This window comes from Flavobacterium koreense, from assembly GCF_054776075.1.
Genome location: NZ_BAAHCF010000002.1, coordinates 458,041 through 479,800, shown reverse-complemented (window position 1 = coordinate 479,800; position 21,760 = coordinate 458,041). Strand labels below are relative to the sequence as shown.

The 21,760-nt window shown below is 31.6% G+C and carries 17 protein-coding genes and 1 pseudogene; 5 read left to right on the top strand and 13 right to left on the bottom strand.

The window, feature by feature from the left end; all coding sequences use genetic code 11:
- The 4 genes and pseudogenes from ACYU7A_RS02475 to ACYU7A_RS02460 all read right to left on the bottom strand — a co-directional run.
- A pseudogene (locus tag ACYU7A_RS02475) lies at positions 1-2,458 on the bottom strand (hypothetical protein); the annotation flags it as partial.
- 240 nt (positions 2,459-2,698) lie between these two features.
- Positions 2,699-3,355: a response regulator gene (locus ACYU7A_RS02470; RefSeq protein WP_460574025.1), complete on the bottom strand. Its 657-nt coding sequence runs from the start codon at positions 3,353-3,355 to the stop codon at positions 2,699-2,701.
- Positions 3,348-3,980, bottom strand: coding sequence for a response regulator (locus ACYU7A_RS02465; protein WP_460574023.1), 633 nt, complete (start codon positions 3,978-3,980; stop codon positions 3,348-3,350). Before ACYU7A_RS02465 ends, ACYU7A_RS02470 begins: the two co-directional genes overlap by 8 nt.
- A gap of 125 nt (positions 3,981-4,105) precedes the next feature.
- Positions 4,106-4,960, bottom strand: a complete 855-nt coding sequence (locus tag ACYU7A_RS02460) for a leucine-rich repeat domain-containing protein (RefSeq protein WP_460574022.1) — start codon at positions 4,958-4,960, stop codon at positions 4,106-4,108.
- A 182-nt stretch (positions 4,961-5,142) separates the two neighbouring features.
- Between ACYU7A_RS02460 and ACYU7A_RS02455 the strand changes: the two genes are divergently transcribed.
- A complete protein-coding gene (locus ACYU7A_RS02455) occupies positions 5,143-5,631 on the top strand; it encodes a DUF1761 domain-containing protein (RefSeq protein WP_460574020.1) in 489 nt (162 codons plus the stop codon).
- A gap of 54 nt (positions 5,632-5,685) precedes the next feature.
- Positions 5,686-6,870 (top strand): 8-amino-7-oxononanoate synthase, encoded by a 1,185-nt coding sequence (locus ACYU7A_RS02450; RefSeq protein ID WP_460574018.1) that lies wholly within the window; start codon positions 5,686-5,688, stop codon positions 6,868-6,870.
- A 51-nt stretch (positions 6,871-6,921) separates the two neighbouring features.
- Here the strand turns inward: ACYU7A_RS02450 and ACYU7A_RS02445 are convergent, their stop codons facing one another.
- Both ACYU7A_RS02445 and abc-f read right to left on the bottom strand, forming a co-directional pair.
- Positions 6,922-7,302, bottom strand: coding sequence for a DUF4345 domain-containing protein (locus ACYU7A_RS02445; RefSeq protein WP_460574016.1), 381 nt, complete (start codon positions 7,300-7,302; stop codon positions 6,922-6,924).
- A gap of 5 nt (positions 7,303-7,307) precedes the next feature.
- Complete coding sequence (gene abc-f / locus ACYU7A_RS02440; RefSeq protein ID WP_460574014.1) at positions 7,308-9,215, bottom strand: ribosomal protection-like ABC-F family protein; 1,908 nt, start codon at positions 9,213-9,215, stop codon at positions 7,308-7,310.
- 66 nt (positions 9,216-9,281) lie between these two features.
- Between abc-f and ACYU7A_RS02435 the strand changes: the two genes are divergently transcribed.
- Entirely contained in the window at positions 9,282-9,668 is a 387-nt protein-coding gene (locus ACYU7A_RS02435; RefSeq protein ID WP_344815405.1) for a DUF983 domain-containing protein, read from the top strand.
- Here the strand turns inward: ACYU7A_RS02435 and ACYU7A_RS02430 are convergent.
- From ACYU7A_RS02430 to topA, 7 genes are all read right to left on the bottom strand, one after another.
- Positions 9,631-10,698 (bottom strand): NAD(P)/FAD-dependent oxidoreductase, encoded by a 1,068-nt coding sequence (locus tag ACYU7A_RS02430; protein ID WP_460574011.1) that lies wholly within the window; start codon positions 10,696-10,698, stop codon positions 9,631-9,633. The genes ACYU7A_RS02435 and ACYU7A_RS02430 overlap by 38 nt on opposite strands.
- Positions 10,699-10,789: 91 nt before the next feature.
- Positions 10,790-11,704, bottom strand: a complete 915-nt coding sequence (gene porN / locus ACYU7A_RS02425; RefSeq protein ID WP_460574009.1) for a type IX secretion system ring subunit PorN/GldN — start codon at positions 11,702-11,704, stop codon at positions 10,790-10,792.
- A 51-nt stretch (positions 11,705-11,755) separates the two neighbouring features.
- Positions 11,756-13,291 carry a type IX secretion system motor protein PorM/GldM gene (gene porM, locus ACYU7A_RS02420; protein ID WP_460574007.1) on the bottom strand — a complete coding sequence of 512 codons (1,536 nt, stop codon included), beginning with the start codon at positions 13,289-13,291 and terminating at the stop codon, positions 11,756-11,758.
- 54 nt (positions 13,292-13,345) lie between these two features.
- Complete coding sequence (gene porL, locus ACYU7A_RS02415) at positions 13,346-13,993, bottom strand: type IX secretion system motor protein PorL/GldL (protein ID WP_396144140.1); 648 nt, start codon at positions 13,991-13,993, stop codon at positions 13,346-13,348.
- Positions 13,994-14,049: 56 nt separating this feature from the next.
- Positions 14,050-15,450 (bottom strand): T9SS ring complex lipoprotein PorK/GldK, encoded by a 1,401-nt coding sequence (gene porK / locus ACYU7A_RS02410; RefSeq protein WP_345092758.1) that lies wholly within the window; start codon positions 15,448-15,450, stop codon positions 14,050-14,052.
- Positions 15,451-15,704: 254 nt separating this feature from the next.
- Positions 15,705-16,850 carry a formimidoylglutamase gene (locus ACYU7A_RS02405; protein WP_460574005.1) on the bottom strand — a complete coding sequence of 382 codons (1,146 nt, stop codon included), beginning with the start codon at positions 16,848-16,850 and terminating at the stop codon, positions 15,705-15,707.
- Between the two features lie 3 nt (positions 16,851-16,853).
- Positions 16,854-19,355, bottom strand: a complete 2,502-nt coding sequence (topA, locus tag ACYU7A_RS02400) for a type I DNA topoisomerase (RefSeq protein ID WP_460574003.1) — start codon at positions 19,353-19,355, stop codon at positions 16,854-16,856.
- A gap of 366 nt (positions 19,356-19,721) precedes the next feature.
- On the opposite strand from topA, the gene miaB reads away from it, so the two are divergent.
- Positions 19,722-21,170: a tRNA (N6-isopentenyl adenosine(37)-C2)-methylthiotransferase MiaB gene (miaB, locus tag ACYU7A_RS02395; protein ID WP_460574001.1), complete on the top strand. Its 1,449-nt coding sequence runs from the start codon at positions 19,722-19,724 to the stop codon at positions 21,168-21,170.
- 198 nt (positions 21,171-21,368) lie between these two features.
- On the top strand, positions 21,369-21,710 hold the full coding sequence (locus tag ACYU7A_RS02390; RefSeq protein WP_460573999.1) for a YcxB family protein: 342 nt from the start codon (positions 21,369-21,371) through the stop codon (positions 21,708-21,710).
- Positions 21,711-21,760: the final 50 nt, after the last annotated feature.

Genomic DNA, 21,760 nt, shown 5'->3' with positions numbered 1-21,760 from the left:
CAACACTAGCTGTAGCGGTATCACATATTGACGGATTAGCAACTTGACAAATTTGATAAACAACTGGATAAGTTCCTGCTGCCGTTCCTGGCGCAACAGTTATTGTTCCGTCAGGATTTAATGTAAGTCCTGCTGGTACACTTGTTGGTGTTAAGGTTGCATCTGTCGGATTTAATGGAGAACCATCTAAAGTATCATTAGCTAAAACACTTGGTGTTGTTCCACCTGGTGTTCCATTAATCGGTGTAGAAGAATCATTTATTGCATCAATCGTAGCCACATTTATAAATGCCGTTGCTTGATCACAATTAGATGGATTTAGAACCTCACAAATTTCATAAACTACTGAGTAATTTCCTGCAGGAGTGCCTGGAGCTACTGTAATTGTACCACTAGGATTTAATGTTAACCCTGCTGGGACAGTTATACCATTTAATGTAACAGTAGTCAAATTAGCTGGTACTGCATTCAATGTATCATTTGATAATACACTTAAAGCAGTGGTACCTCCAACCGAGCCATTAAATAATGTAGCAGCATCATTTACAGCATCAATTGCTGAAACAAATGGAACTGGAGTAACAGTCGAAGTATTGTTTGCAGGTGTTGGGTCTTCTTGATCACCTGAAATAGTAGCTGTGTTACCACATCCTGACTGACTTATAACTGTTGCAACAATTGATAAAGTAGCATTTGCTCCACTAGCTAAAGTTCCAATAGACCATTCACCAGTAATACTATCGTATGTTCCAACAGAAGGTGTAGCGCTAACAAATGTATAACATGATGCAGACAACAAGTCATTAACAATTGTATTAGGACTTTGCGTTGGACCAGCATTTGAAGCAGTGATTGTAAAAGTAACATTACTACCAACTGATGGAGTAGCATTACTTACAATTTTATTAACACCAAGATTAGCACATCCTAAAACAATATTTAAATTAGTTGCTGCAGAAGAATATCCCCAACCCCATGTGTTTATTGTTCTAACGTTACCAAAATCAGTACATTGATTTCCATCTGTATCATTACCAGCAACATTAGGAGCCGGAATTGTTTGAGCTAAATTTCCATCTCCACTCCATGCGTGAGCAGGTGAAGTAGTTCCTGTAATTGAATTATTAATACCTGCTCCTGTTTGATTATTTGTTCCTAGAGTACAATCAGTACCAACATTAGTTAAAGCAGAATCATCCCAAAACATCTGAGCATTGGCTATTGGAATAGGTGCAATAATGCCAATTCTGATTCCATTTCTATTTAACTCAGCGTCATATAAAGGTAAATTGAACCTTCCTTTAAGAAATGTAAGTGCTAAATTAAGATTAGTTCCAGATGGGACAGCCACACCTAAACCATTTAATCCATCCCAAGATATTGTATTATTTCCTGCAAGAACATCAAGCGCCTCTAAAATTCTATCGGCAGTTGCGTTCTGAAAACCTGGAACACCATTTAAATCAAGCAATAATTTAACATCACCTGGTTCCGCAACATTATAATTTATTAAATAAGGTCCACAACCTGTTACGGCTGGTGATAAAAACGTAGGATTTGTAGGAATTGCTCCAACAGGATATAATGTTGCATCGGGTACATTTAAGAATACCCTATAACCGTTATTTAATCCAGGAGCAACAGCATCATTTCTTGAACGTCTTGTAGTTAACCATGAACCAACGTTTGTAACCCCATAACTATTAAGAGCCACATTAAATGCAATTGGCTGAAAACCTGTTTCAAAATCTAATCTTACAATTGTTTGGTCGTTTGTATAACCATATAATACTGGTTCCGCATTAGCTGTAACTAAATTTCCATAGGTATTTGAAACAGCAACAAAACCCCATTTATCAGAATTTACTCTACCATTAAATTTGGTATAAGGAGCAAAATTGTTGGCAACTGTTAAGTCGAATAACGCACCTACAGCTCTATCTGATGCTGTAGATCTTCCAGTTACACCACCATCACTACTACGATAAATCTCAATGAAATATTCACCGTCTTGAGTTGGATCAAAAATAATTGGATTGTAACCAGTAGGTACAGAACCTGCAATGTTTGGACCGGCTAAAGCTTGAGCATGAGTATCTATACTACCTGCAGAACCCAAAGCTGAATTCCACAATGTTGGACCAACAACAACAGCTAAATCTGAAGAACGTCTAATTCTCCAATAAATATCAGTTAGCCTTGGAGGACTTCCTGCAGCATATTGCCTCCAATCAAAACCAAAATAAAGATTTTGGGTAGCATTGTTAGTAATGGTAAACTTTACACGATTGTCTTCAGGAGCATTGAAGTATGGTCCAGAATTCAAATCTGGAGCACTCAAAAGCGCCGTAATGTTTGCTGCATTTGGAGCTACTGTAGGTGTACCTTCCGCAAAAACATTTAAAGATAGTAAAGCAAAAAACAAAACAAGAAGTAAACTCTTACTGCTTGTTTTCATAAAAGTAAAATTTCGCATACTTAGGTATGATTTGGTTAAAAACTTGTATTTCAATTACACACAAAAAATTACACTCTTTTAAAAGCGCAAAATTTTGTGCGAATTTAGTTAAAAAATGTTAAATATTGTTATTAAAACATTAACTTTTTTTGTAGAATAAAGGCTACATTATTTGAAACCAACAAATACAAGGGATTAGAAAACAAAAACTTACGGAAAATATCTAAAATATATTAAATCTTAATTAATATTATCTCTAAAGAAAGTAGAAAGAGCTATAATATTACTTACATCTAGCTTTTCGAAAACTCTATTTTTGTAGGTACTAACAGTTGACATTTGAATGTTTAACTTATTGGCTATCTCAAGATTACCGCTGCCGTCAACTAGCATTTTTGCAATTTCAAACTCTCTATTAGAAAGAGTGTCAATAGGATTTGAAACTGGTTTTCTTTTAGCTTTATTATCTAGTTTATTTTTGATATCATCACTATAAAAATGTCCGATACTTAAAATTCCATTAATTGCTTCAACTATTTTTGTTTCTGAACAATATTTATGAAGATATCCGTCTGCACCATTTTTAATGTATCTCAACCCATAATTTTCCTCCTCATGGCATGAGAAAATAAGTATTTTTGTGGTGCTTTGGATGTTCTTTAATTCTTTCATGACTTTGATATTTTCCATACCATTAATTATGATATCTAAAACAACAAGGTCTATATTTATAGTGCTTAAAACTACTGAAGCTTCCGAGTAATTTTCGGCATTATGAATTATTGCTTTAGGAAAAAACGAATTAATTATTAACTCAATTCCTTTTCTTACAATAAAATGATCATCTACAAGTAGAATATTCAAATTCTCTTTTACATGTTCTAGATTGCTATTCATTTTCTTTAAATAATTCTGATAATGAAACAACATTATTAATATTCAGTTTTTCAAAAATTCTGTTTTTATAAGTACTAACAGTTGACATTTGAATATTTAGTTTGTTTGAAATTTCTAGATTTCCTTCGCCAGATATAAGAAGTTTTGCAATCTCAAATTCTCTATTTGACAAACTATCTATTGCACTTGAACCTCTCTTCTTATTGGTCTTTGAATTTAATTTTTCTTTAACTTGGTCACTATAATAAAAACCTTTATCTAAAATTTGTTGTACTGCTTTAATAATTTTATCTTCAGTACAAAATTTATTTAAATAACCATCAGCTCCGTTTTGAATATATCTTGTTCCGTAATTTTTTTCTTCATGAGATGAAAATATCAAAATTTTAACTTTACTTTGAATTTCTTTGATAGCCTTCATTATCTTGATATTCTCAACACCGTTGATGTTTATATCTAACATAACTAAATCCAACTTAATGGTTTTCATAATATCAAGAGCGTCATCATAATTCTCTGCGCTGTAAATATTAGCCTTAGGAAAAGTACTTAACAAGACAAGTTCTACTCCTTTTCTTACAACTAAATGATCATCTACCAACAAAATACTCATTCCTGAATTCATAATAAAACTCTTTTTTTATGATATAATATAACAATATGGATTCAAATATAGAAATTTTAAGTAAACAAAAAAAACCTTAATGAATATTCACTAAGGTTTTAATTATATAAAAAAAACTTTTATTATTATTCTTCTGAAGCTACAGCTTTATCTTTATCCATTTCAACTTTTAAAGTAGATGCTACACCATATTGATCAACCATAGTTAAACTCAACATATCTTTCTTGGCTAATTTTCTAGACACTAGCCCATTAAAATTGTTGTAAGATATATTCATTTCTGTCAAATTTGATAATTTTTCTAAATTTAATGGCACTTGACCATTCATTTTATTGTCAAAAAGACTTAAACTTTCTAAAGCAACAAGGTTAGAAACCAAACTACTTAATTCACCTGAAAGTTTATTACTGTTTAATTGAAGAACTCTAAGTGATTTGATATTATACAATGATTCTGGTAAATTACCTGAAAACTCATTATTGTATAAAGCCAAAACTTGCAAATTTGTTAAAGAACCAATTGTACTTGGCAATTCTCCAGTTAAGCTATTCATAAACAAATGAATCTCTTTTAATGAAACTACTTTAGTTAATTCTGACGGCAATGATCCTGACAGTTTATTAAAAGAAATATCAAGAACTTGAAGTGATTTTAATTCACCTAGACTCGTTGGAATTGAACCTTCAATATTATTTTTGAACAAATTTAATGTTTGTAAAGATTTCAAATTTGATAATTCATTTGGCAATTTACCAGACAAATTATTATTTGATAAATCAATTGCAACAACTTTATCGTTAATCACTTTAACACCAAACCATGTATTTACAGGATTATTAAGATTCCATTTTGTAATCCATTGTTCTCCATTAGTTGCTTTATTTAGGCTAACTAAAGCATTTTTTTCAAGTATAGAAACTTCTGCAAACATAGTTGCTGAAAAGAATAAAGTGACTAAAAGTGTAATTGTTGCTTTCATGATGGTTTGTTTTATTGAGATGTAAAACAATTACATTTATCGTTTATACGCAAATAAAATCGATGAAATGCATTATTTTTTAAATTTTATATACTATTTGACAATATTATCTTACAAATAAAATATTTGTGCATTTAATATTTTTTATATATTTGTTATACTAACCAATAAATATATTAATTATGGAATTTAATTTTTACGCAGTTTTTGCTGCAGCATTTTCTAGTTTAGTTGTAGGCTTTATTTGGTATAATCCAAAAGTTTTTGGGACCATTTGGATGAACGAAACAGGAATGACCGAAGAAAAAGCCCAAAAAGGAAATATGTTGAAGATTTTTGGATTGACATTTGTTTATTCATTGATGCTTGCATTTATAATGTCTGCACTTGTGGTTCATCAGTTTGGCGCATTAGGTATGATTGGAGGTCCTGATTTTATAGCAACAGCAAAACCTTCATATGCTGCTTTTATGGCTGATTATGGTGACAATTTTAGAACTTTTAAACATGGAGCATTACATGGATTTATGTCGGGATTATTTTTAGGACTTCCGATAATTGCCATCAATAGTCTTTTTGAGCAAAAATCATGGAAATATATTGCTATTACAGCAGGATATTGGACTGTTATAATGACAATAATGGGAGCAATCATCTGCGGCTGGAAATAATTTAACATTTAATTATAATCGAATCGCTCTACTTTTGTGGAGCGATTTTTTATTGTGAAAGGACTTACTTTTAAAATATATAACCACATTAAAGAGCTTCCAAATAACTGGGATGATGTGGCTGTATCTAATGTTTTTCTACAAACACATTACTTAGAAGTTTTGGAAAAATCAGCTCCAACGAATATGCAATGTTTTTATATTGGAATATTTGAAAATCACGAACTTATAGGTGTTTCTTTGGCTCAATATTTAGACTTGAATAAGTTAGAATCATTCGGTGAAAGAGATAAGTGTTTTAAGACATTTATTAGAAATTTTATTTTTAAAAACTTTGCATCGCATACTTTATTTCTTGGAAATAATATGATTACTGGTCAAAATGGTTATGCTTTTTCTAAAGAAATTGATTTTGAGCACATCAGTGAAATTTTAATGGAATCTGCTAAAGAGATTACTACTTATTTCAAGAATAAAAAGATTAAAATTCATTTGGTTTCATTTAAAGATTTCTATGAACACTGCTCAGTTGAATTGAAAAAATTTAGTCTGTCTAATACATACGAGTTTAATACACAACCCAATATGATTTTCTATTTGGACAAAAAATGGAAAAACAAAGAAGATTATATTGCTTCATTTTCTAAAAAATACCGTGATCAATACAAACGAGCTCACAAGAAATTTGACGGAATTTTTGTAAAAGAATTGACATTTGAAGAAGTAGTTTTACATGAAGAAACTATTTATGATTTGTATCATTATGTTGCTAAAAATGCACCTTTCAACACTTTTTTTTTAGCCAAAAATCATTTTTCTACAATGAAGAAGCAATGTCAAAATCACTTTTTGATATTTGGTTATTTTTTAAATGATAAATTGGTTGGATTTCACACAATTCTTTCTAATGGGAGCGTGTTAGAAACCTACTTTTTAGGTTATGATTCACAAGTTCAAAAAGAAAATATGCTGTATTTGAATATGCTTTACAACATGACGGAATATGGTATTGAAAAAGGTTTTGAAAAAATAATATTTGGAAGAACCGCTTTAGAAATAAAGAGTTCTATTGGTGCAATTCCAGTGAAAATGTCGGGTTTTATTTATCACAATAACAATTTGATAAACAAATACATAGAATACATTTTTAAGAAATTAGAACCTGAAGCGGAATGGCAAATGAGACATCCTTTTAAGGAAGTTGAAAATACCAAGTTAGAAGTACGAAGTACTATTTAAAAAATTTTGAGTTTTAAACTGGAGGGTAGAATTAGCTTCTTAAAAATCTACTTATACTTTTGATTTTTTGAATTGATAAAAAGCGTAAAAACCTAGAGTTAATTCACCAACGGTTCCTAATAAAAATATTGTTGATGGAATTCCGTCGAAAATAATGCTTACTATTCTTCCGAAAGCTAAACCAACCATGAATAGAAAGTTTGAAATTGTTGCCGTTTGCCAGAATTTTTCCTTTGTAATTCCGACAAACCATAAGGATGAAAAAGCAATGTAAACTCCCATAATTGCCTTGTAAATGTTGAACTCATCAATGGTTAGTACTTTTACATCAAACCATAAGTCGGGTTTAAATCCGTAAACCATTGCGATATTAGCTACAATAAAAATTGAAATCGTTAAATGCAGATTTATTGGTTTTACAAATTTGTTCATAAGATTTATAAACTATCAATTTCTCCTTGTACAACTTCCCAATCTTCTAGTAATTTATCTAATTCGGCTTTTTTCTTGTTGTATGCTATGAAAAAATTAGCGTCTTCAAGGTGTTTGTCATAATTAGAAGCCAAAGCTTTATCATCATTTTGAATGTCTTTTTCGAGTTGTTGAATTTGACTTTCTATTTTGCTTAAGCGATTTTGAAGTGACTTGTTTTTCTTTTGGTCTTCATAAGAAGTTTTGCTATTTTCTTTTGGAGCTTCTTTTTTAGCAACATCTTTTTTCTCTACTTCGCGCATGTTTTCCATGTTACGCTGTTCTAAGAAAAAGTTAATATCACCAAGATATTCTTTGATTTTTTGGTCTTTAAATTCGTAAACGATGTTTGACATTCCTTGCAAGAAATCTCTATCGTGAGAAACTAATAATAGTGTTCCTTCATATTTTTGAAGTGCTGCTTTTAGTACGTTTTTAGACTTAATATCTAAGTGATTTGTAGGCTCATCCATTACCAAAACATTGATTGGTTGAAGCAATAATTTACACAAAGCCAATCGGTTCCGTTCGCCTCCAGAAAGCACTTTTACTTTCTTTTCAACATCATCACCTCGAAATAAAAACGAACCTAACATGTCTCTAACTTTAGAACGATTGGTGTCGGTTGCTGCGTCTTCCATTGTTTGTAAAAGAGTGATTTCGCCATCAAGATATTCGGCTTGATTTTGAGCAAAATAGCCTACTTGAACGTTATGACCAAGTTTGATTTCGCCTTGATATTCAAATTCGTTTACAATAGCTTTAATGAATGTAGATTTTCCTTGACCATTTTGACCAACGAAAGCAATTTTACTTCCTCTTTCCACTAATAAAGAGATGTCTTTTAGAATGACTTTATCGCCGTAAGCTTTGGTAACATCTTCGGCTTCAATCACAACTTTTCCTGGAACTTTTGAAACTGGAAATGAAATATTCATAACCGAATTATCGTCTTCATCAACTTCAATACGTTCTACTTTATCGAGCTTTTTAATCAATGATTGCGCCATCGAAGCTTTGGATGCTTTGGCACGAAACTTCTCGATTAGTTTCTCTGTTTCTTCAATTTTTTTGGCTTGATTTTTTTGAGTTGCTAGTTGCTTTTCACGAATTTCATGACGCAATTCTAAATATTCCGAATAGGGTTTGTTGAAATCGTATGCTTTTCCTAAAGAAATTTCGATAGTACGATTAGTAACATTGTCAAGAAACATTTTATCGTGAGAAACGATTACAACAACTCCTGGAAAATTTCTTAAGAAACCTTCTAACCAGATGATACTTTCAATATCTAAGTGATTGGTTGGCTCATCGAGAAGTAAAATATCATTGGATTGTAATAGTAACTTTGCAAGTTCAATACGCATTCTCCAACCTCCAGAAAAAGTATCGGTTTGGTCGTTGAAAACTTCTCTTTTGAATCCTAATCCTAATAGAATTTTTTCGGTATCCCCAACATAATTATAACCACCAAGTAATTCGAAACGATGCGTATAATCTGATAAATCTTCAATTATTTGTCCGTATTCCTCACTTTCATAATCGGTTCTTGTAACTAGAAGATGATTGATTTCTTCGAGTTTTTTTTCAACATGCTTGATTTCAGTAAATGCTTCGTAAGCTTCTTCAAGAACTGTTCTACCATGTTCAAAATCGATATCTTGACGAAGGAACCCCATTTTGATTTCTTTTTCTGTAGCAATTTGACCTGAATCAGGTTTGAAATCACCAGCTAAAATCTTGAGCATTGTAGATTTTCCAGCTCCATTTTTTCCAACAAGTCCTACTCTATCGCCTGAACCTAAGCGAAAAGTTACTTCTTCAAAAAGATATGAACCACCAAAAGAAACCGATAAATTGTGAATATTAAGCATATAATTTGTGACAAATGTTACATTAAGAAAAGTACAAAGATGTACCTTTGCTAAAAATTTTTGCAAATGTTAAAAAAAGGAAGCACATTAAATAGTATTTTAACAGGAACTTGTCCAAAATGTCATGAAGAAAGTATGTATGTGGAAAAAAATCCATATAAATTGAATACTTTATACAAAATGCATGAAACTTGTAGTCATTGCAAAACTCAATATGTAATTGAACCTTCGTTTTTTTATGGCGCAATGTACGTAAGTTATGGATTAACAGTTGCTATTGGCGTAGCAATATTTGTGATAACAAAATTAATTTTAGGATTATCTGTAAAGGTTTCATTTATCTCTTTGGGAATAGGAATTTTACTTTTAATGCCTGTTACTGCAAGACTAGCTAGAAATATTTACATCAACATGTTTATTCATTTTGACAAAAACTGGAGACAAAATTCTTAATTCTTAAGATATCAATATTTTTATCAAGAGGAATTTGATTTTCTATATGATTGAATAAACTAGTAGCCATAGCTGGTGCTAACATAACACCTCTTGTTCCTAATCCGTTTAAAACATGTAGATTTTTATGAACTGGATGTGTTCCAACTAAAGGTCTTCTATCCTTAACAGTGGGACGAACACCTGCATAATGTTCTATCACTTCGAAATCACATGTAATTAATTCTTTTAGATTGTCTATTAATTCTTTTTTAGCTGCTTCTGTTGGAATATTTGTTTTGTCTACCCAATTGTAAGTAGCTCCAACCTTATATAAATCATTTCCAATAGGAAGAACGAAAATAGATGATTTCATGATTACATCTAAATTCAAATTAGGCGCTTTAATAAGTAATAATTCGCCTTTAGTTCCGTCTAGTGGTAATTTATTAAAAAATGGGTTTAAAAGCATTCCAAATCCTTCTGCAAAGACAATCCTTTTAGCTTTCAAATTTTTATAAACCACAAAATCATTTTCGAGAATTAGATTTGAATAATCAAAGGTGTCCTCTAAGTAGGCATTTTGGTTAATAAGAAACTGTTTGTATGAATCAACTAATAAATTTGTATCGACATAACCAGAATACAAAACTTCACCAAAATTAAAAGGTGAAGAAATTGAATTCCATTTCTTGGTGATTAAATTAGTTGAAAGAAACTTTGAAAGATTGGGTTTATCTGAAGCAGTGAACCAATTGTTTTGTTCTTCTACTGAATAAAATTTACGCAAAAGTGGTAGCTTATAATCCAACTTTATTTGTAGCTTTTTTTCAAGATTTGCGTAAAAGTTGTATAATAATTCTAATTGTTCAGAAGCTTGCCAAACCCCACTAAAACGTTTTAAAATAACTGGATTATATAATCCTCCTGCAATTCTTGATGAGTTTTGAGATTGATTATTTACAACCAAAATAGTTTTATTATTTTGAAGTGCAATTTCAGAAAAAGCAATACCTGCAAGACCAGAACCAACAATAATATAATCTAACATAAAAAGTTACTTAGAGATTGTAAAGATAAATAATGGACATAAAAAAACTCTTATCTTTCGATAAGAGTTTTATATTATTTGAAAACTAATATTAGTAGTTCCACATGTCTTGCTCAAAATTACGAATCTTCTCTTTAACTCTTTCTGATTCTAATAATTGCATTTGTGCATTATCTTTCATGTAATCTTGAATAGTTCTGTCACCATAAACATTTTCTTCTTTGTAAATGACACCGTTGAAACGTCTAGAATTTAACAAATGGTCGAATGTTAACGGCATAGCTGAATTTTTATCATTAAATGCTTTAGCTTCATGTAACACATCTCTTATTGATGGGAAATAAACCCAAAACAAATCAATTGTATCTGTATTACCTTTAGCCTTGTCTCTTGCTTCAATTGCAATTGGACAAATTGCAAGCAATCTATACTTTAATTCACTTTGACGCTTATCAAAATACCAAAAACCCTTAATTCTATATCCTGAAACATCTTTTGCACTTAATACAGTTTCATTTATAAATTCCGCTGATAAAACTTTTGCTCCAGATTTGTAATCATCATAATAGTTATTAAATTCGTCAATACCAGCTTGAGTAGTATCTCTATATTTAAAAACAGATTCGATATCTTTCAAAGATTTTTTTGCATTAAAATAGTCATCACCATAAACCTCAGTGATTTTACCTGATTTAATACCATTCAAAAGAACTTGAAAAAGTGACCTTCTTTCTTTACCAACAAAAGCAGTATCAATAGGATAGTACAATGGGAAATTGATTCTTTCATCAACATCAATTAACTCCCAAGTAGTCTTACCCATCAAAACATCTCTGTCGTGAACATAACCATAAGGTAGAGGTTTGTCATTATCAGACTCAAGTTGAGCAGCTGTTTTTTTACCTATCTCATCTGGTGTTTTAGCATTCAATAAATTAGATTGAGCAGAAGCAACATAAGTTCCTGCAACACTAAAAACAACTAACAAAAAGTTTTTCAATTTCATAATTTTTATTCTAAGTTATCTAAGTAGGTTTATAACGACAAACTTAAATTTTTATTGTATTTCGTAAATAGCTGGTGCTGCAGTTTTCATAGCAACACTTACACCACTAACTCTTGTTTTTATATCAGATACTGTGATTTGATCACCAGCCTTAGCTCTTGCTAATGCAGCTTTACATCTTCCGTCAACTTTGTTTCCATTAACAACAATAGAAGCTTGACCTGGAACTTTAAATGCAAATTGAGTAACTTCAAAATTTAAATCATAAACAAAATCTGGTAACATTGCTCCAATAGTAGAAGCCTCTAAACGAGATTTAGCACCTTTTTGATAACCTGGAGTACCTCCGATTGAACCAGCTGGCGCAGGAATGTTTTTAATTCTGAAAACTTTCTTATCAGAAACCACTTTACCATCTGTCATTTTACCTGACGCAGTAACGGTAACTTCAGTACCTGCTCCTGGAGTTAAATTATATTTTCCTTTTCCACCAGCAGAAGAAACACCAGGACCAGATGCAGTTACATTGTTATCACCAATACCTGCAAATGAAATTGTAAGTGGGTTTGGTAAACCTCTATAAACAACATTCATTTTATCAGCTGAAATGTTAGCTGAATTTGGACGAGGTACAACAACATATTTACCTGTAAATTTAAGTGGAATAGTTTTACCTTCTTCAACAAAAGTAAATTGACCACTAAGATTTTGCTCACCTACAGCACCAGCAGTAGTAGAAATGATAGCTTGACCATTTACAAGTTTACCAGGTCCTTGGAAAGAAGTTGGTTTTGTGTTTTCATCATAACGACCTAAAACTACTTTACCTGTAACTGGCTCACCTTGGAAATATACATTTTTATCAAGAGCAACAATAGCTTGGTAATTACTATAAGATGCAGCTTGTACCGCAGCTTTACCTAAAGCAGCACTAATAACATCAGATTCAAGTTTTTTCGCATCATTTTGCCAAGCAGTAAGTTTAGCTAAAGAAGCAATAGCTGGAAATCCTTTAAAGTGATAATCCAAATATTTAATTTTAACACCTTCTTTATTCGTAACTGGAGCTACATCAAATTTACCTGTAATCTCTTTCAAGATTGAAGCATATTTTTTTTCTCCTCCTAAAGCGCTATTAATTTCTGATTTAAATGTCTCAATTGCAGAGATAACTTCATTACCTCTTTTAGTATAACCGTCACCTGTAAACCAACTATGATCTAAGTTATCAGCTTTATCCATTGCCTCATAAGGTAATTTCCCTCCTTCTGACTCAACACCTTTAAGAACTTCAGCTTTTAAAGTACCAACAAAATCATAGAACTTTTTTGTAGCAGCTTCAACTTTGTGAGCAGTTACCGCAGCAACAGCAAACTGACCTTTAGCTTCAGTAGCTTTAGTATCAAGAGCAAGCATCATTTGCTCATTAGTTTGTGTAGCAGATGCATTAGCTGCATCAAATTTTTCGTTCATCAAACCGAAGGCCGAAAGGACTTCTTTTGACATATTCATTGCCAACATCGCGATGAAAACCAAGTACATCAGGTTAATCATCTTCTGTCTAGGGGTTAATTTTCCTCCTGCCATTTTTTCTAATTAGTTTTAATTGTTAATTTAATAAAATATAGTTAAAAAAACTAATTATCCTTTATTACTCATTGCAGATAACATTCCACCATATACATTGTTTAATGTAGACAAGTTAGAAGTTAATGATTGCATTTGGTCTTTTAATTTTAAGTTGTTTTCAGCAACTTCGTTATTGATTTGTGCATTTCTTTCAGCACTTTGTAGTTGAGATTGGTATAAACCATTTAAAGCTTCCATTTGAGCAGCAGCTTTACCCATTTCTTCTGCATATTTCTTTTGACCAGCCATAGCGTCTACAGTTGGAGAAATTGATTTTGCAGCACCTTCAAAGTTTTTAATGCTATTTCCTAAGCTAGCCATCAATTCACCATCGATTTTAGCTTCTTTCAACATATTATCTAATTTTTGAGAAAGCAAACCTTGTGCTTCTTTTGGATCTTCTTTTTTAGCTGATTTTGGTTGTGCTTGTCCACCTGCTAATTCAGGATAAACTAAAGACCAATCTAATTCTGCTGGTGGCGTTTCAAATGCAGATAAAGCAAAAATTAACGCTTCTGTTAATAATCCAATTGTTAACATCACAGTACCTGTTAAAGGTCCTAATTCAAAGTGAGCAATTTTAAATAATGCTCCAACAATTACAACTGCTGCACCCATACCATAGGCGAAATTCATAACTTTAGGTGATAATAATCCCATAATAATAATAATTTAGTTAGTTAAGTTTAATATAATTAAGTTAGTTAAAATACAATTTATCTTTTAATCTTTCCGTTTCCGGTTGTTTGAGTTCCCATGTAATCTTGAACTGTTCTGAAACCAATGTAGCTTCTTGCAGTATCTTGATATTCGAAATCTCTAGTTCCTACTTGTAGGAAGTAAGCAACATCTTTCCAAGAACCTCCTCTAACAACTTTACGTTTGTTTGAAGTATCAGGAACATTTGGATTCATTGTTGAAACATATTCGTAAGCTGATGCATCATAAGAAGAATCTGTCCACTCTGATACGTTTCCTGACATATTGTAAAGGTTGTATCCATTTGGCTCATACGATTTAGCTTCTACAGTATATAATGACTGGTCTGCTGCGTAATCTCCACGATTTGGTTTAAAGTTAGCCATGAAACATCCTCTGTCATTTTTAGTATAAGGACCTCCCCAAGGATAATTACCTGATTCAAGACCACCACGAGCAGCATATTCCCATTCTGCTTCTGTTGGTAAACGGAATGAGTTAATCAAATCTCTTCCTTTTTTCTTTTTAACGTAAATATTTTTGTTCAACGTTCTCCAAGCACAAAATGCTTTTGCTTGTTTCCAGTTAACTCCAACTACTGGATAATCTCCATAAGCTTGGTGCCAGAAATAATCGTTGTGCATTGGCTCATTGTATGAGTAAGAGAAATCTTTAATCCAAGTTGTTGTATCAGGATAAACTTTAGTATTTTCAGTTTTGATAAATTTACTTCTTTTTCCAACTTTAGCTTTAGCAGCAGCTTGGATGTCCATCCATGAATAGTGGAATTTCAATTTATCAACATCAATTGTTCTTAAACCATTGAATGATTCAGCAACTGGTAAATACATTGTATCCATTACCTCTACATAATATTCATCTGGATATTTTTTTGTATCAGTAATTAATTTTGTCTTTTTATTTAATCTTCTTCCAGCATAAGGATCATCAGTAGTTCCTACACTATAATAATTCTCGTACATATACTTATCGTATGGAGTCATTTTAGCTGGATCTTGATCTGCAAAAGCGAAATCACCAATGCTACCTGCATTTTTTCCACCTTTACCTGAACCTGGTTTTTGACCAACTTCATCAGCAAGAATAGCTAAACGCACTCTAATAATAGAGTCCTTAACCCATTCAACGAATTGACGGTACTCGCTATTAGTAATTTCTGTTTCATCCATATAGAATGATCTAACAGTTACTGTTTTAGTTGGAGCATCTTGAACATTAGCTAAATCATCATCTGATTTACCCATAATAAAAGCACCACCTGGAACTAAAGTCATTCCGTATGGTTTTTCTGGATGCCATTTTTTTCCTTTTACTCCTACTAATTCTCCTTTGTCGTTAGACTTACCACAGCTAACTAGTAGTGTTAAAACAGATGCAAATGCAATGAACTTCTTCATATTAATTTGGGTTAATTATGTATTCTTATTTTAAGGGCGTAAACCTATCTATTATTTTTGAAAAAAACAATTATTTATATCTTAAAATTTTATTTTCTTGACCAAAAATACAATTATATATTTATTGACAAAATAAAATCATCGATAAAGTGCAAATAATTGCGTTTATTAACGCTTTTTTGTTGTTTTTATATATTTTTTCTTACAAATTTTATGTTTATAAGATTTTATAAGATTTTTATTTACAAAAGCTCTTATAAAATGCTCTTACGTTGCGCTTTCCACCAACGCTCAGGAAACTCTTGGTTGCAAGCTGCCAAATAATCTTCATGAGAACATGGTAATAACGTATTCTTTTTTAATTTATTGTGAGTATTTGCAAAAAATGGTATTTCAATCCACCAACGCTCGGTTTTATCACTTTTAAAAAACACAATATCCTCATCTTCAAAAGGAACTGTATATTTTATGTAATTTTCTTTGCTTCCAAATGGATACTCATTAGAACGATAATGTATACCTTCAATAAAATACCAAATTATTTGAGCAATTAAAACTGATTCTTGCTTAGTATCATTGTGATTAAAAATACCCAAACACGAAACTTTATCGCTTATTCCAGCGTATCTAGACAAAGAACATATTTCTTTACCATTAAAACCGTTTGGTTGAAAATTGGTGAAATTTCCTGAATCAGATGATTTTACAGAAGTTAAATCGAAACTTACTAAATCGGCATCACGAAAAACTGGTTCTGCTATTGCTATATTATTACAAACTTCTCCTAAACGATAAGCATCAAAAAATAATTTTTCCATCAAATCTATTTCTTCTTGAGAATTATAATAGGTTTGATAGCCAATATTACTATAGTTGAAAAGATTATTTGGCTCTTCAATAATTATTTTAGACAAATAAGACTCGGAGCTGATTAAAGTTTCCTGTTTTCCTAAATCAAATTTATTATCAATAGAAACCAAATTTACCATTTGCTCCAAGTCATCATAACCACGATACATTGCATAGGTTAAATCTTGTGATCCACCAATAACAATAGGAATAACTTTATTCTTGATTAGTTTAGAAACTACTTTTTGCAATGCAAAATAAGTGTCATCAGAAGAATTTCCAGCTAGAATATCACCTAAATCAGCAATAGTTTTACTCCAATTACCAGGAAATAAGCTATATAATTCTCTTCTTACATTAGATAAATCAACTTCTTTCGAATCTTTTCCACGATTTTCAAGAACACCAATTATAGCAATATTAACTTTAGAAATATCTGGAAACTCAGCTTCAGTATGAAACACAACTTTACTAGACAAATGCTGAGATGACAATTGCATAATATCAATTATCAAATCATTATCTAAAGGTGCAAGAAAATCGAATTCCATTTATTATTTCTTTTTGGTAGTTGTTTTTTTGGCTGGTGCTTTTTTAGCTGCAGGTTTTTTTGCAGGTGTTTTTTTGGCAATCATTTCTTGAACTTCAGCTAAAGTCAATTTTGAAGCATCAACATCTTTACTCAATTCAATTTTGATTTTACCTTTAGTAATTTCACTTCTTCCCCAACGAGCTTTCTGAACCAAAATACCTTCATCTTCCCAATTGTGGATTACTTTATCGATATTTTTTTGAAGTTTATCTTCAATTAATTCTTCAATATCATTTTGAGATAAATTATCGAAATTATATTTTTTAGAAACGTTGATGAAAATTCCATTCCATTTAATAAAAGGTCCAAATCTTCCTGTTCCTTTCTGAACACCTTCGCCTTTATAAACAGCTATTGGTGCATCAGCTTGTGTTTTTTCATCAATTAAAACCTTTGCTCTTTCTAAATCAACATCAAGTGGCTCTTCTCCTTTTGGAAGTGAAACAAATACTTTTCCAAAACGTACAAACGGTCCAAAACGACCTAAACTTACTTCAACTTCTTCACCTTTATAAGTTCCTAATACTTTTGGAAGTAGAAACAAATTCAATGCTTCTTCTAAAGTAATGTTTCCGATATTTTGCTCTGGACGCAAACTAGCAAATTTCTTATCTTCATCATCACTATCTCCAATTTGAGCCATAGCACCAAATTTTCCTAAACGAACCAAAACCGTTTTACCTGATTCTGGATGTTTTCCTAGAATTCTTTCACCACTTTCTCTATCGGCATTGGCTTCGACATCTTTTACATTTGGATGGAATTTATCATAAAACTCTTGCATCATTGTTGTCCAATTGATGTTTCCTTCTGCAATTTCGTCAAAATCTTGTTCGACTTTAGCAGTAAAATTGTAATCTAAAATTGCATCAAAATTTTTAACCAAGAAATCAGTAACAATGTTTCCGATATCGGTTGGAACTAATTTACCTTTATCTGAACCTGTATTTTCTTTCAGAATTACATCAGATAGTTTTCCTGATTGCAATGTCAATTGTGTATATTTTCTTTCTTGACCTTCAAGAGTTCCTTTTTCTACATAACTTCTATTGATGATAGTAGAAATAGTTGGCGCATAAGTTGATGGACGACCAATACCAAGCTCTTCAAGTTTTTTAACTAAAGATGCTTCTGTATATCGACTTGGTGGACGCGAATATCTTTCTGTAGCTGTAATATAATTATTAGTCAATTTTTCATTGACTTTCATTGCAGGCAACATTCCTTCTTGTTCTTCCTCATCTTCGTCATTTCCTTCAAGATATACTTTCAAGAAACCTTCAAACTTGATCACTTCTCCAGAAGCTGTAAAAACTTCTGAATGATTGTTTGCCTCAATTCTAACATTAGTTCTTTCCAATTCGGCATCACTCATTTGAGAAGCTAATGTTCTTTTCCAAATTAAATCATACAAACGCGCTTGATCTCTATCAATATTTACTGTATGACGCGACATATCCGTTGGACGAATTGCCTCGTGAGCTTCTTGTGCGCCTTTACTTTTATTGGTAAACGTTCTCGGTTTTGAAAACTCTTTTCCGTAAGATTTTATGATTTCGGCTTGAGCAGCATCCATAGCATCTTTAGAAAGATTGACACTATCTGTTCTCATATAAGTAATAAGTCCAGCTTCGTATAAACGCTGAGCTAATTGCATTGTGATTCCAACTGGAAGATATAATTTACGTGCTGCTTCCTGTTGTAAAGTTGAAGTAGTAAATGGTCCTGTTGGAGATTTTTTAGTAGGTTTTGTTTCCAAATCGCCTACTTTATAATTGGAACCGATGTTTTTGCTTAAAAAATCTTCGGCTTCTTTTTTAGTGTTAAAATTCTTTGGAAGTTTTGCTTTAAATGCTCTTCCGGCTTCGTTTACAAATTCTGCCACTACAGAATAACTTGCAACTGGTTTGAAATTTTGAATTTCTCTTTCGCGTTCTACAATTAATCTCACAGAAACTGATTGAACTCTTCCAGCAGATAATCCACCTTTAATTTTACGCCATAAAACTGGTGATAATTCGTAACCTACTAATCTATCTAAAACTCTACGAGCTTGTTGAGCGTTTACTAGATTGTAATCAATTTCTCTAGGATTATCAATGGCTTTTAGAATGGCATTTTTGGTAATCTCATGAAAAACAATTCTTTTTGTTTTGTTTTTATCTAATTTTAATTCTTCTGATAAATGCCAAGAAATTGCTTCTCCTTCTCGGTCCTCATCGGAAGCTAACCAAACCATATCGGCATTTTTAGCTAAACCTCTAAGCTTTGTAACAAGTGCTTTTTTATCAGCTGAAACTTCGTACTTTGGCTTGAATCCGTTTTCGACATCTACTCCTATTTCTTTGGAAGGCAAGTCGGCAATGTGACCATAACTTGATTCTACTTGGTAGTCTGCTCCAAGAAATTTCTCGATGGTTTTTGCCTTTGCTGGTGACTCTACTATAACTAAATTCTTTGCCATTATGTATTTTGTTTGTTCGGCAAAAGTATAGGTTTTTTTTAAATTTTTAGTTTTTGTAATCATTTTTAAAAATTACAAGCATTAAAATGGAATTAAATTTAGCCCTGATTACCTCACAAAATGTTTGATTTTTAACGAAGTTCAGTGAATGTTTCACATTTGGAATGGATATCCTTTTCATTTGTTGCCTGAGGCAAACTCGAAGGCAACAAATGAAAAGATTGCAATGAAATGCGGAATATGGATTGCTGAAAATTCCCAAACCAATCGCTCCTTAATAAAAGAATGTTAAACATTATCTGCCATCTTGTCAGATTTTGTAATTTAGTATTATCTTTGTAGTCCGATTCAATCGAAGATTATTTTATGGAAAAAGAAATTGATGAAAAAGCACAAGGACAAAGTTTAGTTCTTGAGAATAAACCCGAAAACACAAAGAAACTTTATATTGAAAGTTATGGTTGCGCTATGAATTTTTCTGACAGTGAAATTGTAGCTTCTATTCTTACTAATGAAGGTTATAATACTACTCAAATATTAGAAGAAGCCGATTTGGTTTTGGTTAATACTTGTTCTATTCGTGATAAAGCCGAACAAACGGTAAGAAAACGTTTAGAAAAATACAATGCAGTAAAACGTGACATTAATCCGAAAATGAAAGTCGGCGTTTTAGGTTGTATGGCTGAACGATTGAAAGAGCAATTTCTAGAACAAGAGAAAATTGTTGATATGGTTGTTGGTCCAGATGCTTACAAAGATTTACCAAATTTACTTGCCGAAATTGAAGATGGTCGTGACGCCATAAATGTAATTTTGTCTAAAGAAGAAACTTATGGTGACATTTCGCCTGTGAGATTGAATTCTAATGGCGTTTCTGCATTTGTATCTATTACTCGTGGTTGCGATAATATGTGTACGTTTTGCGTTGTGCCATTTACTCGCGGTCGTGAAAGAAGTCGTGAACCTCAAAGTATTATGACAGAAATTCAGCAACTTTGGGATACTGGTTATAAAGAAATTACGCTTTTGGGCCAGAATGTGGACAGTTACCTTTGGTATGGTGGCGGATTGAAAAAAGATTTTGATAAAGCAACCGAAATGCAACAAGCTACAGCAGTCAAATTTGAACAGTTGTTAGAAATGGTGGCTATTGGTTTTCCTAAAATGCGTATTCGTTTTTCGACTTCCAATCCTCAAGATATGCACGAAGAAGTGCTGCACATCATTGCAAAATATCCAAATATTTGTAAACATATTCATTTACCTGTACAATCTGGAAGTAATAGAATATTGAAAGAAATGAATCGACTTCACACTCGTGAAGAATACATGAAATTGATAGACAATATAAAATCAATTATTCCGAATGTTTGTATTACACAAGATATGATTGCTGGTTTTCCAACAGAAACTGAGGAAGATCATCAAGATACGTTATCATTAATGGAATATGTAAAATACAGTTTTGGATACATGTATTCGTATTCAGAACGTCCTGGAACTTTGGCTGGTAGAAAATTAGAAGATGATGTTGCTGAAGAAACTAAAGCTAGAAGATTACAAGAAATAGTTGATGCTCAAAGAATTCACAGCGCTTTTAGAACACAAGAGTTTTTAGGTCAAACCGTAGAAGTTTTGGTTGAAAAAACCTCTAAAAAATCGGAGAATGATTTATCTGGAAGAAATTCACAAAGCATTACAGTTGTTTTTCCGAAAGAGAATTATAAAGTAGGCGATTTTGTTAATGTAAAAATAACTAAATGCACAAGCGGAACATTGATTGGTGAAGCCGTTGGTTATAGTGAAATGAATTAAAATAAAAGTTTAGGAGTTTAAAGTTGTTGAACTATGGATAAAGAAATTGTTATAAAACCAAATTTTGTTTTTAAAGATTACTTCAAAGTTTATTTGTATTTATTTTTCTGTAAAAAAATATTTAAAGCTATTTTGGTTTTTTATGTTATTCTAGTTTTAATATTTATTTTCCAATTTGGAATAAGCAACTTTAATTTAATGGAATTATTTTCTGCATCCTATCTCTTTCTATTGCTTTTCCCTATTGCATTAATATTTGCAATATATAGATTTACAAAAAAAACGCTCTCTAACATAAAACTAAAAGAAAACATAAACATTAAATTCAACAGTGAAAGTTTTGAAGATATTGGAGAAACATTCAATATGAAATATTTTTGGAAAGACATTTTCAAAATTGTTGAAAAAAGAGATTGGTTTTTAATTTATATAACTAATGATGTGGCGAAAGTGATTAGAAAAGCCGACTTAAAAGACAATCAATACAACGAATTAAAGGAACTTTTTGGTTCATTAAATATAAAAAAGAGTTTGAAATAAAAAATTAGGAGATTTTTCCTTTGTCAAAATGACAAAATTGCAAAGTAACT

Excerpts from the sequence above, each read along its gene's own strand:
- ACYU7A_RS02470 (WP_460574025.1), bottom strand. The coding sequence starts at position 3,355 with ATGAATAGCAATCTAGAACATGTAAAAGAGAATTTGAATATTCTACTT.
- ACYU7A_RS02465 (WP_460574023.1), bottom strand. The coding sequence starts at position 3,980 with ATGAATTCAGGAATGAGTATTTTGTTGGTAGATGATCATTTAGTTGTA.
- ACYU7A_RS02460 (WP_460574022.1), bottom strand. The coding sequence starts at position 4,960 with ATGAAAGCAACAATTACACTTTTAGTCACTTTATTCTTTTCAGCAACT.
- ACYU7A_RS02455 (WP_460574020.1), top strand. The coding sequence starts at position 5,143 with ATGGAATTTAATTTTTACGCAGTTTTTGCTGCAGCATTTTCTAGTTTA.
- ACYU7A_RS02445 (WP_460574016.1), bottom strand. The coding sequence starts at position 7,302 with ATGAACAAATTTGTAAAACCAATAAATCTGCATTTAACGATTTCAATT.
- abc-f (WP_460574014.1), bottom strand. The coding sequence starts at position 9,215 with ATGCTTAATATTCACAATTTATCGGTTTCTTTTGGTGGTTCATATCTT.
- ACYU7A_RS02435 (WP_344815405.1), top strand. The coding sequence starts at position 9,282 with ATGTTAAAAAAAGGAAGCACATTAAATAGTATTTTAACAGGAACTTGT.
- ACYU7A_RS02430 (WP_460574011.1), bottom strand. The coding sequence starts at position 10,698 with ATGTTAGATTATATTATTGTTGGTTCTGGTCTTGCAGGTATTGCTTTT.
- porN (WP_460574009.1), bottom strand. The coding sequence starts at position 11,704 with ATGAAATTGAAAAACTTTTTGTTAGTTGTTTTTAGTGTTGCAGGAACT.
- porM (WP_460574007.1), bottom strand. The coding sequence starts at position 13,291 with ATGGCAGGAGGAAAATTAACCCCTAGACAGAAGATGATTAACCTGATG.
- porL (WP_396144140.1), bottom strand. The coding sequence starts at position 13,993 with ATGGGATTATTATCACCTAAAGTTATGAATTTCGCCTATGGTATGGGT.
- porK (WP_345092758.1), bottom strand. The coding sequence starts at position 15,450 with ATGAAGAAGTTCATTGCATTTGCATCTGTTTTAACACTACTAGTTAGC.
- ACYU7A_RS02405 (WP_460574005.1), bottom strand. The coding sequence starts at position 16,850 with ATGGAATTCGATTTTCTTGCACCTTTAGATAATGATTTGATAATTGAT.
- topA (WP_460574003.1), bottom strand. The coding sequence starts at position 19,355 with ATGGCAAAGAATTTAGTTATAGTAGAGTCACCAGCAAAGGCAAAAACC.
- miaB (WP_460574001.1), top strand. The coding sequence starts at position 19,722 with ATGGAAAAAGAAATTGATGAAAAAGCACAAGGACAAAGTTTAGTTCTT.
- ACYU7A_RS02390 (WP_460573999.1), top strand. The coding sequence starts at position 21,369 with ATGGAATTATTTTCTGCATCCTATCTCTTTCTATTGCTTTTCCCTATT.